The organism is Nocardioides sp. AN3 (assembly GCF_054653495.1).
This window is the reverse complement of record NZ_BAAIGC010000001.1, coordinates 149,136-164,284: the sequence shown is the minus strand read 5'-3', so window position 1 is coordinate 164,284 and position 15,149 is coordinate 149,136. Positions and strand designations below refer to the sequence as shown.

Below are 15,149 nucleotides of genomic sequence, written 5' to 3'. Positions count from 1 at the left end.
AGCGGCTCCCCTGCCCCGGTTACCGCTGCCGCGGCCTGTAGACCGGCGCGATCCGCTTCGTCGCCGCCTCACGGGCGATCTTGGTGTTGGCGGCGACGAGCAGGAAGACCTGCTCGGCCCGCTCGCGAGCGAAGGTACGACGAGGCGAGCGGTGCCACGTGTCGTCGAAGAGCCGCTTCGCGGCCGCCAGCGCGTCCGGCGAGCGCTGCGCCAGCTGCTCGGCGAAGGCGGTGGCCGCGGCGACCGGGTCGGCGTCGAGCTCGGTGATGAGCCCGAGATCGCGGGCCTGCTTCCCGCTGAGCATCTCGGCGGTCATCGTCAGCCGCTTCGCCGTGTCGATCCCGACCAGCTCGGAGAGCGACTGGACCCCCGACATGTCCGGGATGATGCCCCACTTGCCCTCCAGCACCGACCAGGTCGAGTCGGGCGTCGCGAAGCGGAAGTCGGCCGCCAGCGCGATCTGGACCCCACCGCCGAGGCAGTGGCCGTGCACGGCGGCGATCACCGGGACGGGCACCCGACGCCAGGCCCAGCACGCCTCCTGGAAGGTGTTGGTGCCCCGCCACGGGCGCGGCACGAAGGCCTTCGCGACGTCGGCGGGCCGCTTGAGCGTGGCGGCGAAGTCGAGTCCCGCGCAGAACGAGTCGCCCTCGCCGGCGATCACCACCGCACGCAGCGTGCGGTCGTGGCGCAGGTGGCGTGCCGTCGCGATCAGCTCGGTCAGCAGCGGCAGCGTCAAGGCGTTGAGCTTCTCCGGACGCGCGAGCCGCACCTGGGCGATGCCGTCTGTGGTCGTGCAGGTGACGAGGGCCATGGAGGCAGGGTAGTTCGGGACGATCCCCGCGCTCTACTCGCCAGTAACCGTCGGAATCGTCCCGAACTACCCCGACAGCGGCGTGCGCGAGAGGGGGTTCGACGTCGCCCGATGCTGGCACGATGTGCCCATGGCTGATCCGCGCGCAGGCACACGGGCCACAGAGGCCGACCTCGTCGACATCCCGCAGCTGGTGACGGCGTACTTCTCCCGCACGCCCGACTCCGAGGACCCGGACCAGCAGGTCGTGTTCGGGACCTCCGGCCATCGCGGCTCCTCGCTGCGGACGGCCTTCAACGAGGCGCACATCGTCGCCACGACGCAGGCGATCTGCGACTACCGCACGAAGCAGGGGTACGACGGCCCGCTGTTCCTCGGTCGCGACACGCACGCGCTCTCGACGCCGGCGTACGTCTCGGCGCTCGAGGTGCTCGTCGCCAACGACGTGACCGTGCTGGTGCAGGACGGCTACCAGCCGACACCTGCGGTCTCGCTCGCCATCCTGACGGCGAACAAGGGCAAGGTCTCGACGGGATCGGCCAGCGAGAGGTCGTCCGGTCTGGCCGACGGCATCGTGATCACCCCGTCGCACAACCCGCCGGGCGACGGCGGCTTCAAGTACAACCCTCCCCACGGCGGCCCGGCCGATTCTGATGCGACGGCATGGATCGCGAAGCGTGCGAACAAGCTGATCAGGAAGGGTCTGAAGAAGGTCCTGAGGACGCCGTACGAGCGCGCGGCCCGCCAGGTCGAGACCTACGACTTCCTCGGCGGGTACGTCGACGCCCTGCCCACCGTCGTCGACCTCGAGGGCATCCGGCTCGCCGGCGTCCGCATCGGCGCCGATCCGCTGGGGGGCGCCTCGGTGGAGTACTGGGCGCGGATCGCGGAGCAGCACCGGCTGGACCTGACCGTCGTGAACCCGGTCGTGGACCCGACCTGGCGGTTCATGACGCTGGACTGGGACGCGAAGATCCGGATGGACTGCTCCTCGCCGTATGCGATGGCCTCGTTGATCGCGCGGCGTGAGGACTACGACCTCGCGACCGGCAACGACGCCGATGCGGACCGGCACGGGATCGTGACGCCCGACGCCGGCCTCATGAACCCCAACCACTTCCTGTCGGTGGCCATCGAGTACCTCTTCGGTCGCGGCCGCACCTGGGCCCCGACCGCCCGGATCGGCAAGACGCTGGTGAGCAGCTCGATGATCGACAGGGTCGCGGCCTCGACCGGGCGGCAGCTGGTCGAGGTGCCGGTCGGGTTCAAGTGGTTCGTGCCCGGGCTGATCGACGGGTCCTTCGGTTTTGGCGGCGAGGAGAGCGCGGGGGCGTCGTTCCTGCGCCGCGACGGGTCGGTGTGGACCACCGACAAGGACGGGCTCGTCATGTGCCTGCTCGCCTCCGAGATCCTCGCGACCACGGGGAAGACGCCGTCGCAGCACTACGCCGCGCTGGTCGAGCAGTTCGGGGAGCCGGCGTACGAGCGCATCGACGCGCCCGCCACCCGCGAGGAGAAGGCGGCACTAGCCGCGCTGAGCCCCGACGCGGTCGCGGCCACCGAGCTGGCCGGCGAGCCGATCACGTCGAAGCTGACGAAGGCGCCCGGGAACGGCGCGGCCATCGGGGGGCTGAAGGTGACGACCGAGTCGGCCTGGTTCGCGGCCCGGCCCTCGGGGACCGAAGACGTCTACAAGATCTACGCCGAGTCGTTCCGTGGGCCCCAGCACCTCCAGCAGGTCCAGGAGGAGGCCAGGGCGGTGGTGTCGGCCGCGCTGAGCTGATGGCGCTCGCTCCGCTCGCGCGGCCGCGGCGCTCGTGACCCTCGTCTTCCCTCCCTGCGCTCGGTCGTTCCTCCCTCGCTCCAGTCAGTCCAGACGAGGGCGCGCCGCGGCGAGAGTCAGGTCAGACGACGGCGCGCCGGGGCGGGAGTCACGTCAGATGAGGGCGCGCCGCGGGTCAGCTGGGGGCAGAGCGGTTGCGGTCACGAAGCATCCGCCATGCCAGTGTCACGATGATGGCACCGGCGAGCGACCCGATGATGCCGCTCGCCCGCAACTGGATGCCGTCACCCGCGAGCAGGCTGATCAGCAGGCCGCCGACGAAGGAGCCGACCAGCCCGGCCACGAAGGCCATCGTCCAGTCGATCCCGCGGCCGTGACGGCCGAGGATCAGCTGAGCTCCGGCGCCGACCAGCATGCCGAACAGGATGATGCCGAGGATGAGCATGGGCCGAACCTAGGCCCGTGGCGCACCGAGCACCTGACCCGATCCGGGTGAGAAGCGGGACCTGCGCGGGTTGGCTGGTCGAGGTATGCAGGGAAATGCGCACTCCCCGTCGGAGTTCCGCACGGGGAGTGACGACTCGGCTGCATACCTCGATGAGCAGTCAGCGAGCGGCAGACCCGCGCGCCTCGAGCTCCTTGAGCATCCGCAGACGGTCCTTGCCCTTCGCCTTCACGATCTTGCCGACCAGGCGCAGCTGGGAGGGCAGGTTGCGCTTCGTCGTGGTCTCCCACCAGCCGTTGGGGAATGCGAGCCGGACCGTCTTGTGCCAGGCGCTGTAGACCTGAGCCGGCATGGGCGCGGTGTGGTAGCGCAGCCCGTACTTCTCGAAGATCGCCCGCACCTTCGGGGCGACCTCGGCGTAGCGGTTGGACGGCAGGTCGGGCCAGATGTGGTGCTCGATCTGGTGAGAGAGGTTGCCGCTCAGGAGGTGGACGGCCTTGGAGCCGGAGATGTTGGCCGAGCCGAGCATCTGGCGCACGTACCAGTCGCCGCGGGTCTCGTTCTCCGGCAGCTCGTCGAGCTCGAACGTGGCGACGCCCTCGGGGAAGTGCCCGCACATGATGACGCTGTGCGACCAGACGTTGCGCACGACGTTGGCGATGACGTTGGCGGCCAGCGTCGAGAGGAACGAGGGGCCCGAGAGCAGCGGGTGGACGACGTAGTCCTTGGTCGCCTGCTTGCGGATCTTCTTGAGCGTCCCGCGCACGCTGCGCTTGAACTCCTCCGAGCGCTCCTCCTTCGGCGTCCGCATGTTGTCACCGAGCTTGAGGTCGTACGCGGCGATGCCGTATTCGAAGAAGATCATGTTGAGGGCGTTGTAGAACGGCTGCACGAGGCACTTCGGGCTCCACGGCTGCTCCTCGTCGACTCGGACCAGACCCCAGCCGAGGTCGTTGTCCATGCCGACGATGTTGGTGTAGGTGTGGTGCTCCTCGTTGTGGGACTTCTTCCACCCCTCGGCCGTCGCGGCGTTGTCCCACTCCCACGTGGTCGAGTGGATCTTCGGGTCGCGCATCCAGTCCCACTGGCCGTGGAGGATGTTGTGGCCGATCTCCATGTTGTCGAGGATCTTCGCCACGCTCAGGCCGACGGTGCCGGCGACGAAGGCGGGCGGGAAGAAGCTGCCGAGCAGGACCGCGCGGGAGCCGAGCTCGAGGTAGCGCTGCGTCTTGATGACGCGACGGATGTATGCCGCGTCGCGCTCGCCCCGGGTCGCCATGACCTCGGCGCGGATGGCGTCGAGCTCGGCGCCGATCGCCTCGATGTCCTCACGGGACAGGTGGGCGATCGGGTTGTCGCTGCTCTGGACGATGGGCTCTTCGATGATGGTCATCTGGCTACCTCTCAGTGGTCGATGACGTCAGTGGTCGATGACGCAGGCGCCGGCGGCGGCGCTGACGCAGGTCTGGATCTGGATCCCGTCGCTCTCGCCGGGGTTGGCGACGATCAGGTCGCCGTTGCGCAGGTCGCGCACGGCACCCTCCTTCAGCGGCAGGACGCAGCCGAAGCAGATGCCCATGCGGCATCCGCTCGGCATCAGGACGCCGGCCTCTTCGGCGGCGTCGAGGATGGGGGTGGCGGCGTCGGCCTCGATCTCGTGGCCGTGGGCCTCGAAGCGGACCGTGCCGCCGTCTCCGACGACGACGGTGGTCGCGCGGAACTGCTCGGTGAACAGCTCGAGGTCGCGGTCGTCGTGGTGCTCCGTGAGCGCGTCGAGCAGGGCTCCGGGGCCACAGGCGTACGTCGTCCGCTCGGCCAGGTCCGGCACCAGCTCCGCGAGCCGGTCGACGTCGAGGACGCCGTGCTGGTCGTCGTACCGCGCGACGAGCGTGATCGCACCTGCCCGGTCCAGCTCCTCCAGGTTGCGCAGGAAGATCGAGTCGGGCCGGCTGGGCGCGACGTGGACGCAGACGATGTCGAGGGCGCGGCCGAGGTGGACGACCCCCTCGTCGGTGACCGGGAAGAGGTTGCGCAGCATGCCGATGACGGGCGTGACGCCCGAGCCGGCGGTGACGAAGAGCAGCTTGCGACCGGCGAGGTCAGTCGGCAGCACGAACTCGCCCTGCGCCTGCTCCAGGTGGACCAGCGTGCCCGGCCGCGCCCGGTGGACGAGGTGGTTGCTCACAGCGCCGCCCGGCACCGCCTTGACGGTGATCGAGATGTGGCCGTCGGCGCGGGGGCCGTGCGTGAGGGAGTAGGCGCGCCACTGGCGGACGCCGTCGACGTCGATGCCGATCCGCACATACTGTCCCGGCACGTGGCCCGCCCAGTCACGCCCCGGCTTGAGGACGATCGTGGCGGCGTCGCGGGTCTCCGGGTGCACGGACACGATGCGCGCGCGCAGGTCCGCGCCTGCGCGCAGCGGGTGGAACAGGTCGAGATAGTCCGAGGGCACCAGCGGCGTGACGGCAGCATGGGCGATCCGCTCCGCGCGAGCCGCGATGCGCTCGCCGAGGCGGCTCCAGGCAGCCGTCAGCCCGCCGGTGGGGCGAGGGTATGCAGCGGCTGTCATGTCACCATGGTGACTGATCGATCGGCGTAAACTCATGTATGACGCACGTGAATATCTGCGTCACATTTGTTCTCAGGAGACAAAGCCATGGCTCGTCGGTCGCTTCGTCGCGCTACATCCCCTGACATCACCCTCTCGCCCGACATCGCGGCACGGCTCCGGGAGCTGCTGCCGCACGTGGGCGAGGACGTCGTCGGCGCCATCATCGCAGAGGTCCCGTCCTACCAGGATGCCCTGTCCGGGCCGATGGGCGCGACGATCCGCACCGCCGTCGGCGTCGCGCTCGGCGGCTTCCTGTCGGTCGCCTCGGGCCACGGCGCGGAGTCGGTGCCCGCCACCCCGGAGGCCCTCGAAGGGGCCTACGAGCTGGGCCGCGGCGAGGCACGCAGCGGTCGCTCGACCGAGGCACTGCTGGCGGCGTACCGCATCGGCGCCCGCGTCGCCTGGCGCGAGCTCTCCTCCGAGGCGGTGGCGGCCGGGCTGCCGCCGGAGGCGCTGGTCGAGTTCGCGGCGCTGGTCTTCGCGTGGATCGACGAGGTCTCCGACGCCTCGGTCGCCGGGCACGGCGACGAGCTGGCGACGACCGGCCGCGTGCGGCAACGACTGCTCGAGCGGCTGGTCCGCCACCTCCTCAACGGCGCCACGACCGAGGTGCTCGAGGACGCCGCCGAGCGGGCGGGCTGGCCGGTCCCGACGACGTTGACCGCGGCGCTGGTGCCGCCGGCCCAGGTCAGCTCGGTGCTCGCCCTGGTCTCGCAGGACACCCTCGTCCTCGAGGACTCCCCCGCGGACAGCTCCACGTTGCTGCTGGTGCCGGACGCGCACGGCCACCGACGTACGGCGCTCATGCGGACCCTCGAAGGTCGCGGGGCGGTGGTCGGCCCCGCGAAGCCGTGGCGCGACGCGCAGATCTCCTACGACCGCGCGGTCCGCGTCCGCGAGGCCGGATGGGGCGAGGACACCGAGGCGCACCTCGTGCCGTTGGTGCTCGGCGCCGACCCGGAGGCCCGGGCGGACCTGCGCGCGGCCGTCCTCGCGCCGCTCGAGGGCCAGCGTCCCGGCACCGCCGAGAAGCTCGTCGAGACGCTGCGCTCCTGGGTGCTCCACCACGGCCGCCGCGAGGAGGTCGCCGCCGACCTGTTCGTCCACCCGCAGACGGTGCGCTACCGGATGGGGCAGCTGCGTGAGCTGTACGGCGACCGCCTCGACGACCCCGCCACCGTGCTGGCGCTCACGGTGGCGCTGGGGTAGGGCGGCTGGGTGACTCTGCCTGTTCGTCGAGGTATGCAGCCGAGTCGCCACTTCCCGTGCGGAGTTCCACGTGGGAAGTGACCATTCGCCTGCATACCTCGATGGGCAGTCACGCGGCTGCCGCCGGCTCGGCCTCCCGCGAGACGCTGTCGGCCGGGGTCGGTCGGATGGCGGGGGCCCGAAGAAGAAGACCGCCGACGACGGCCGCCGCGAGGGCGAAGAGGGCCCCGACGCCGAACGCGAGCTGGAACCCGCCGGTCAGTGCCTCTGCTCGGGTGACACCACCCGCGGTCAGCGCGCCCGTGCGCCACGTCGCGACGCTGGCGAGGACCGCGAGCCCAAGCGCGCCGCCCATCGAGAAGGACGTGTTCGCGAGACCGGAGGCGAGGCCGGCCTCCTCGGGCGCCGCGTCGCTCATCGCCATGAGGAGGACCGGGTTGAGCGCGACGCCGGCGCCGACGCCGGTGAGCAGCATCGCGGGGAGCAGGTCGACGACGTAGCCGCCGTCGACGGGCACCCGCGCCAGCAGCGCGAGCCCGACCGCGACCAGCCCGAGACCGACCACGAGCGGCGGCTTGGGGCCGAAGCGGATGACGAGCCTGTCCGACCAGCGCAGCGAGATGACCGCCATGACGACCGAGGTCGGCAGGAAGGCCAGCCCGACGGCGAGCGCGTCGTAGCCGAGGACCTGCTGCAGGTAGAGCGAGGTCAGGAAGAAGGTCGCGAACATCGCGCCGGCCCACAGCGCGCCGACGGCCTGCGCGACGACGAGGTTGCGCAGCCGGAAGAGCCGCAGCGGCACCAGGGGGTGGTCGGTCCGCGACTCCCAGACGACGAAGATGGCGAGGAGGGCGAGCCCGCCGCCGACGTACGGCAGCCCTGCCCGTCCGTTGACGACGCCGTAGACCAGCAGGACGAGCGCGAGCGTGACGAGGACGGCGCCGAGCACGTCGAGCCGCGAGTCGGTGGCGGCGGCTGCGCGGCGTGGCAGCACGCGGCTGCCGAGCACCCAGACGACCACGCCGATCGGCACGTTGACCAGGAAGACCCAGTGCCAGGTCCCGAAGCCGGTGAGGACACCGCCGAGGAGGACGCCGATCGCGCCCCCGCCCGACATGACGAACCCGTAGACCGCCATCGCCTTGGTCCGCTCGGCGGCGTCGTCGAAGAGGCCCATGATGAGCGCGAGCGCGACCGCCGAGACGGCCGCCCCGCCGAGACCCTGCACCGCGCGGCCCGCGACGAGCAGGCCGGCGCTCGGCGCAATCCCGCAGGCGACGCTGGCCAGCGTGAAGGCGACGACGGCTCCGAGGAACACGCGGCGGTTGCCGAAGAGGTCGCCCAGCCGGCCGCCGAGGAGCAGGAAGCCGCCGAAGGTCAGCATGTAGGCGTTGACCACCCATGCCAGAGCGGTCGGGGTGAAGCCGAGGTCGCCCTGGATGGCGGGCAGGGCGACGTTCACGATGTTGGTGTCCAGGACGATCATCAGATCGCCCAGGCAGAGTGCGTAGAGCGCGAGCCAGCGGGCCTGCTTGTCCTGCATCGAATGCTCCTCGTGGTGGGTGTCCTCACCCACTCCACGAACAGGACCGGCCCGATCCGACAGGCGTCGGCCGACGATCCGGAGGAAGCGATCAGACCGTCAGCGCGGCCTCGTCGGGCGGCGCGAGCGTGAGGATGGCGTCCTCGATGAGGTCCTCGGTCTCGATGTCGGCCTCGACCTTCCGCAGGCGCAGGGCGAGGTGAGACTCGGTGTCGTCGCCCACGAGGTCGACAGCGGCGACGACGAAGAAGCGCTGGGGGCCGACGTACTCGACGTGCAGGTAGGTGATCCGGTCGATCTCCGGGTGGGCGAGCAGCCGGCCGAGCAGCTCCGCGCGCATCTCGGGGCGGAGGGCCTCGCCGAGGAGGTACTGCATGTTGCGGCGCATGAGGAAGACCGCGACGACCGCGAGGAGGACGCCGATGAGGATGGAGGCGACGGCGTCGTACGCCGCCTGGCCGGTCATCTGGTGGAGCGCGATGCCGACCGCGGCGATGCCGATGCCCAGCAGGGCGGCGAAGTCCTCGAGGAAGACCGCACGCACCGTCGGGTTCGAGGTGCGGTCGACGTATCGGAGTGGATGCAGCTGCAGTCGACGGGCCGCGCCGCGCACCTGGCGGGTCGCCTGGAGGAACGAGATGCCCTCGAGCACGAACGCGATGGCGAGCACGATGTAGTTCGCGAGGAAGGTGGTGGACCCCTCATGCGGCTCGTGCAGCAGGTCGGTGACCCCGTGCCAGATCGAGACCATGGCGCCCGCGGAGAAGAGGCCGAACGCTGCGACGAGCGACCAGATGTAGGTCGCCCTTCCATAGCCCCGCGGATGCTCGTCGTCCCGGGGCCGCGACCCACGGCGCTCGGCGAGGAGAAGGAAGACCTCGTTGCCCGTGTCCGCCCACGAGTGCGCGGCCTCCGCGACCATCGCGGCCGAGCCGGTGAGCGCCGCCGCCGCCGACTTCGCGATGGCCAGCAGCCCATTGGCGCCGAGCGCCACGAGGACGGTGAGAAGCGACTCGCCTCCACCGGCCGAGCCGGTCTTCTCCGGGCTGCTCACGCCAGGACCGTACCCGCCAGAGCGGCGACCATCCGCCCTCTACCGTGGGGGCATGACCGCACGCCCGCCGACCTCGTCGCGTGCGGCCGGTCCACGGCTGAGGCTGGCGCTGGCCGTCGTCGGGAGCCTCGCCGGTCTTCTGCTGTCCGCCTGCGACGGGTCCTCCGCGCACGACCCGGCCACGTCACGGCCGTCGGCGTCGGCGTCGGCGTCGGCCTCGGCGACGCTGCCAGCCCCGCCCGCCGCCTCCTCGCGCGCGCCCCGCTACAGCAGGTACGCCGCCCTCGGCGACTCCTACACCGCCGCGCCCGGCGTCCCGGGCCGCCAGTCGAGCGACGGGTGCCTGCGGTCGAGCAGCAACTACCCGCACCAGGTCGCCGCAGCCCTTCCGGTCGGCCAGCTGGTCGATGTCAGCTGCAGCGCGGCGGACACAGGCGACGTCCGAGCGTCACAGATGCGCGGCCTGCCCGGCCAGCTCGACGCCGTCGCCCCGGGCACCGACCTGGTGACGATCGGGCTGGGCGGCAACGACCTGGACCTGTTCAGCCGTCTGATGGGCGGCTGCCTCCAGCGGGACCCCGCCGCCGCGACCGGCTCACCGTGCACCGACGCCCTGCGACCCCTCGTCAAGCCGGCCCTCGACAGGATCGAGCGAAACCTGGTCGCCGTGGTGGGTGCCGTCCGGGCGAGGGCGCCGAAGGCACGGATCCTGCTCGTGGGCTACCCGCAGATCGTCCCGGCCTCTGCGGGATGCGCGGCGGCGCCGTTCGCCGCGGCCGACTACCCGTTCGTGCATGGGGTCAACCGCGGGCTGAGCGAGGCGGTCGCGCGGGCGGCGGCAGCGGCGAAGGCGACGTACGTCGATGTCTGGAGTGCCAGTGCCGGCCACGACATCTGTGCTGCGCAGCCGTGGATCAACGGCCTCACCGGCCCCGGCGCGGCACCGTTCCACCCGTTCGCCGTCGAGCAGGCCGCCGTCGCGCGGCTGGTGGTCGCCGCGCTCGGCTGAGCAGGTCCCGCCGAGCAGACCCAGATGCCCAACGCCGAGCGGACGCAGATGCCCACCACCAACCCGCCGAGCGGGCGCAGATGCCCAAGGCGCCCGGCCATCTGCGTCTGCTCACCGGCCCCCGCGTGGGCATCTGCGTCTGCTCACCGGGAGTCCCAGACCACCCGGCCGGCGACGACGGTCAGCGCCGAGCGGAGGTCGCGCAACTGGGCCGGTGACGCGCCGAGCGGGTCGACGTCGAGGAGCATGAGGTCACCGGGCTCCCCGACGTGCACCTGGCGACCGTCGACGGACGCCCCCAGCGCCTTGAGGCCGAGCCGAGCGAGCTCGTCGACCGCCTCAGGGGTCACCAGCTGGGCGTGCTCGATCGACCCGCTGGCGCCGGTCGCGGCGTACGACGCCAGCACCTCGCTCAGCGCCCGGTCGCCGATCGCGTGGGTGGCGACCGTGAACCCAGCGTCGTGACCGCGCTCCAGCAGATCGCCCAGCTCGTCGCCGGAGAGGTTGGGGGCTCCGTGGCCGCCGGTGTCGGCGTACGGCTCGCAGCACCACGCCGTCCGAGTGCCCAGCGACCCGTCGCTGATGATCTTGAGCGACCCCACGCTGAGCCCGGGTGCGAGCTCCGATCCGGTCCGCAGGCCGGCGGCGAGGGCCGCATCCAGCGTGCCGGCGTACGGCGCCCAGCGCACGCGCAGCAGGTCGCAGCCCTCATCCCAGCGCTCGACCCAGTCGCCCCACGGCGCGCCGAACTCGAAGTCGACCACCCCGACGACACCACGGGAGGCGGCCTGCGCGAGGACCCGTTGATAGTCCTCGGGCGTCGGGCCTCCGACGAGGCCGGTGAGCCTCGGGTAGGCGTCGAACCACTCCTTCTCGGCCACCACCTCCTGCCGGCGCGGCAGCCCCAGCGCGTCGAGCGCAGCGGTGTTGAGCCAGCCGTGGTGGAAGTCGCCGTTGACGAGCACGACCGGGACCGGGCCGGCCACCGCGTCGAGCTCGGCGACGGTGACCGTTCGAGCCCAGGTGCCGGCCCTGTGGCCCATGCCTACGACCGGCCGACCGTCGGCGGCATCTACCGCCGAGGCCACCAGCGCGAGCGCTTCCTCCGGTGAACGCGCATCCCTGAGATCGAGCCGGCGCGAGGCGAGCGCCCACTGCCCGAGATGGACGTGGGCGTCCCAGAGCCCCGGCAACAGCCAGCGGCCCTCCGCGTCGATCTCGCGGACACCGACATCGGGAAGTGCGGGCGCGACGGCCGCAACGACACCAGACCGGAGGAGCACGTCGACCGGACCGTCGTGCTGCTGTCGAGTGAGGGGAACGACCCGAGTCCGTCTCACCAGCATGATCGCGCCTTGTGAGTGCCAGCGTGACCCCCAGGTCACGCTGGCACTCACAAGGCCGTCACTCGCCCGGCCTCGACCCGCAACTGCCGCGTCGTATGCACCGCGGCGAGCATGCGCCGGTCATGCGTGACGAGGAGGAGCGTCCCCGGGTAGGCGTCCAGCGCCGACTCGAGCTGCTCGATGGCGGGCAGATCGAGGTGGTTCGTCGGCTCGTCGAGGACGAGGAGGTTGACGCCGCGAGCCTGGAGGAGGGCCAGCGCCGCGCGGGTGCGCTCCCCCGGGCTCAGCGTGGCGGCGGGACGCAGGACGTGGTCGGCCTTGAGGCCGAACTTCGCCAGCAGGGTGCGGATCTCCTCCGGAGCGAGGTCGGGGGCATGCTCACGGAACGCGTCGACGAGCGGCTCGGCTCCTTCGAAGAGCGCACGTGCCTGGTCGACCTCGCCGACCACGACGCCCGGGCCGAGAGACGCGGTGCCCTCGTCGAGAGGGATCCGCCCGAGCAGGGCGCCGAGCAGCGTCGACTTGCCCGACCCGTTCGGCCCGGTGATGGCCACCTTCTCGGCCCAGCCGATCTCGAGACTGACCGGGCCCAGAGTGAACTCGCCGCCCGACACCGAGCGACGCCGCACGACCGCGTCGCGCAGCACGGCCGTCCGCGTCCCCGAGCGCGGCGCCACGGCGATCTCCATGCGCAGGTCCCACTCCTTGCGCGGCTCTTCGACCGCGTCGCGCTCGAGCCGCTCGATCGCGCGCTCGGACTGGCGGACCTTCGAGGCCTGCTTCTCGGCAGACTCCGCACGGAAACGCCGGATCGACTTGTCGGGCTCGTCGTTGATGGAGCGACGAGCGTTGCGGACGCCCTGGTTGGCCCATGCTCGCTGGGTCTGGATGCGACCGGAGAGATCGGCCAGCTTCCCGGCGTACTCTTCGAAGGCGTCGCGCGCGTGCTGGCGCGAGATCTCGCGCTCGTGCAGGTAGGCGTCGTAGCCGCCGCCGTAGAGGTTGACCTGATGCTGATGCAGGTCGAGCTCGACGACCCGGTTGATGGTGCGGGCGAGGAACTCGCGGTCGTGGCTCACGATGACGACCGGCGCTCGCAGCTCGCGGACGAACCGCTCGAGCCGCTCCAGACCGTCGAGGTCGAGGTCGTTGGTCGGCTCGTCGAGCAGGAAGACGTCGTAGCGGCTGAGCAGCAGGGCGGCCAGGTTGGCCCGGGCCGCCTGTCCGCCGCTCAGGCTGGTCATCTCCTGGTCGAGGTCGACCCCGAGGCCGAGGTCCGCCGCCACCGCCGCGGCGCGCTCGTCGAGGTCCGCCGCCCCCAGCGCGAGCCAGCGCTCGAGGGCGTGGGCGTACTCCTCGTCCGCACCCGGCGCGCCCGAGCTGAACCGCTCGGTGGCCGCGTCGAAGGCGATCTGCGCGTCGGCCACGCCGGTGCGGCGGGCGAGAAACCCGCGGACGGTCTCACCCGGTCGGCGATCCGGCTCCTGGGGCAGGTAGCCGATCGTCGCCGCGGGCGGGCTGACCGCGACGGCGCCGTCCTCGGGCGGATGGATGCCCGCCAACACCCGCAGCAGCGTCGACTTGCCCGCGCCGTTGGGCCCGACGAGACCGATGACGTCACCGGGGGCGATCACCAGGTCGAGCCCGTCGAAGAGCGCCGTGGCGCCGTGCCCCGCCGCAAGGCCGGAGGTCTGGATGGTGGCACTCACTCGGTCGAGGCTATCGGCGACGTCGACCCGTTTTCGCGGGCGGCCAGGCATGATGGCATCCGGTCCCGGTCCGACGGGTGCGATCGGTCCGGTGGAAGGGGGCGCGATGAGGCGCGGTGCGGCGCTCGCTCTCGCCCTGACGCTGGCGGCCGGAGCCGCGGCCTGCAGCGACAGGGCCGACACCGCGCAGAGGAACCACCAGAGCGCCTCCGCCTCGGCGAGCACGGCGACCACGGCGGCGTCGTACGCCGATGCTCGCTCCACCCCCGTCGAGGACTCCGTCTATCCGGAGGTCGGCGACCCGAGCGTGGACGCGCTGCACTACGCCCTCGACCTCTCCTGGGACAAGCCCTCGAAGACGCTGACCGGCCATGAGACGCTGCTGTTCCGCGCGACGACGACCGGCGACCACGTCCAGCTCGACCTCTCCGCTGCCATGGTGGCGTCGAAGGTCACCCTCGACGGCACGGTGGCAGACGTCGACCATCCCGGGAAGGACCTCGTCGTCCACGGCCGGTTCGTCGCGGGCCACGACTACACGCTCGCGCTCACCTACGCCGGCACCCCCACGCCTGTCGCCATGCCGAGCAGCCGACGCGACACCCCGACGCTGGGCCTCACCGTCGACGACCAGGGCGGCCTGTGGACCATGCAGGAGCCGTACGGCGCCTTCACTTGGTACGCCGTCAACGACCAGCCCGCCGACAAGGCGCTCTACGACATCAGCATCGACGCACCGGCGCCGATGGTCGGCGTCAGCAACGGCACCCTGACGCACCGGTCCACGCAGGACGGTCGGACCAAGACCGCGTGGCACCTCGACGAGCCGGCGGCGGCCTACCTCATCACCCTCGCCGTCGGGCCCTACCAGGAGACGACGGCGACGGGGCCGGGCGGCCTGCCGATCTCCTACTGGACGACCGCCGACGACGCCGAGCTCCTCCACAGCCTGCAGCAGGCACCGATGCTGCTGGGCTGGCTGGAGAAGCGGCTCGGCCCCTTCCCCTTCGGATCGCTCGGCTTCGTGCTCGTCGACGGCGACAGCGGCATGGAGACGCAGACGATGATCACCCTCGGCCGCGACCCCGCCGACAGCGAGCCGGACGTCCTCATCCATGAGATGGCCCACCAGTGGTACGGCGACGAGGTGACGCCCTCGGACTGGCGTGACGTCTGGATGAACGAGGGCATGGCGATGTATCTGCAGGGCGCGTGGCAGGACGAGGACTGGGACCTGCCGCCGGGCGACTCGTTCTCGACATGGAACACCGACGAGATCGACTCACGTCGCACCGCGGGCCCACCGGGCGCCTACAAGCGCGACCACTTCGCCGAGCTCAACGTCTACTACGGCCCTGCCCTCATGTGGGAGCGCCTGCGCAGGATGGTCGGCGACGACACGTTCTGGCGGCTGGTGCGGCAGTGGCCCGCTGTGCGCGCGGAGGGCTCGACCGGCCGCGACGACTATCTCGCGTGGATCCAGCAGCAGACCGGACGCGACCTGCGGTCGTTCTTCCAGCAGTGGCTGATGTCGCCGCGCAGTCCCCTGCAGCGTTGAGCCGGCGACGGTCTGTTCGTCGAGGTATGCAGCCGAATGCGCACTCCCCGGGCGGAACTCGACAT

At 71.5% G+C, this 15,149-nt stretch carries 12 protein-coding genes; 4 read left to right on the top strand and 8 right to left on the bottom strand.

Features of this window, described 5'->3' with window-relative positions; translation table 11 throughout:
* Positions 1-19: 19 nt before the first annotated feature.
* A complete protein-coding gene (locus ACYQ1K_RS00730; RefSeq protein ID WP_459980462.1) occupies positions 20-814 on the bottom strand; it encodes a crotonase/enoyl-CoA hydratase family protein in 795 nt (264 codons plus the stop codon).
* Between the two features lie 130 nt (positions 815-944).
* On the opposite strand from ACYQ1K_RS00730, the gene pgm reads away from it, so the two are divergent.
* Complete coding sequence (gene pgm / locus ACYQ1K_RS00725; protein ID WP_459980461.1) at positions 945-2,597, top strand: phosphoglucomutase (alpha-D-glucose-1,6-bisphosphate-dependent); 1,653 nt, start codon at positions 945-947, stop codon at positions 2,595-2,597.
* Positions 2,598-2,772: 175 nt separating this feature from the next.
* Here pgm and ACYQ1K_RS00720 read toward each other — a convergent pair whose 3' ends face one another.
* The 3 genes from ACYQ1K_RS00720 to ACYQ1K_RS00710 all read right to left on the bottom strand — a co-directional run bounded on the left by ACYQ1K_RS00720 (position 2,773) and on the right by ACYQ1K_RS00710 (position 5,614).
* Entirely contained in the window at positions 2,773-3,042 is a 270-nt protein-coding gene (locus tag ACYQ1K_RS00720) for a GlsB/YeaQ/YmgE family stress response membrane protein (RefSeq protein WP_459980460.1), read from the bottom strand.
* A 160-nt stretch (positions 3,043-3,202) separates the two neighbouring features.
* Positions 3,203-4,435 (bottom strand): fatty acid desaturase family protein, encoded by a 1,233-nt coding sequence (locus ACYQ1K_RS00715; protein ID WP_459980459.1) that lies wholly within the window; start codon positions 4,433-4,435, stop codon positions 3,203-3,205.
* A gap of 27 nt (positions 4,436-4,462) precedes the next feature.
* Positions 4,463-5,614, bottom strand: a complete 1,152-nt coding sequence (locus tag ACYQ1K_RS00710; protein ID WP_459980458.1) for a ferredoxin reductase — start codon at positions 5,612-5,614, stop codon at positions 4,463-4,465.
* 87 nt (positions 5,615-5,701) lie between these two features.
* Between ACYQ1K_RS00710 and ACYQ1K_RS00705 the strand changes: the two genes are divergently transcribed.
* Complete coding sequence (locus ACYQ1K_RS00705) at positions 5,702-6,865, top strand: PucR family transcriptional regulator (protein ID WP_459980457.1); 1,164 nt, start codon at positions 5,702-5,704, stop codon at positions 6,863-6,865.
* A 109-nt stretch (positions 6,866-6,974) separates the two neighbouring features.
* Here the strand turns inward: ACYQ1K_RS00705 and ACYQ1K_RS00700 are convergent, their stop codons facing one another.
* The gene (locus tag ACYQ1K_RS00700) at positions 6,975-8,408 is read right to left on the bottom strand and encodes a DHA2 family efflux MFS transporter permease subunit (RefSeq protein WP_459980456.1); all 1,434 of its coding nucleotides are present in this window, start codon (positions 8,406-8,408) and stop codon (positions 6,975-6,977) included.
* Between the two features lie 91 nt (positions 8,409-8,499).
* Positions 8,500-9,462: a cation diffusion facilitator family transporter gene (locus ACYQ1K_RS00695; RefSeq protein WP_459980455.1), complete on the bottom strand. Its 963-nt coding sequence runs from the start codon at positions 9,460-9,462 to the stop codon at positions 8,500-8,502.
* A gap of 52 nt (positions 9,463-9,514) precedes the next feature.
* On the opposite strand from ACYQ1K_RS00695, the gene ACYQ1K_RS00690 reads away from it, so the two are divergent.
* On the top strand, positions 9,515-10,471 hold the full coding sequence (locus tag ACYQ1K_RS00690) for an SGNH/GDSL hydrolase family protein (RefSeq protein ID WP_459980454.1): 957 nt from the start codon (positions 9,515-9,517) through the stop codon (positions 10,469-10,471).
* A 143-nt stretch (positions 10,472-10,614) separates the two neighbouring features.
* On the opposite strand, the gene ACYQ1K_RS00685 is transcribed toward ACYQ1K_RS00690, so the two are convergent.
* Positions 10,615-11,817, bottom strand: a complete 1,203-nt coding sequence (locus ACYQ1K_RS00685; protein ID WP_459980453.1) for an amidohydrolase family protein — start codon at positions 11,815-11,817, stop codon at positions 10,615-10,617.
* A gap of 47 nt (positions 11,818-11,864) precedes the next feature.
* A complete protein-coding gene (locus tag ACYQ1K_RS00680) occupies positions 11,865-13,526 on the bottom strand; it encodes an ABC-F family ATP-binding cassette domain-containing protein (protein WP_459980452.1) in 1,662 nt (553 codons plus the stop codon).
* 106 nt (positions 13,527-13,632) lie between these two features.
* Here ACYQ1K_RS00680 and ACYQ1K_RS00675 point away from each other — a divergent pair, with 106 nt between their 5' ends.
* Positions 13,633-15,084, top strand: coding sequence for a M1 family metallopeptidase (locus ACYQ1K_RS00675; RefSeq protein WP_459980451.1), 1,452 nt, complete (start codon positions 13,633-13,635; stop codon positions 15,082-15,084).
* Positions 15,085-15,149 lie beyond the last annotated feature (65 nt).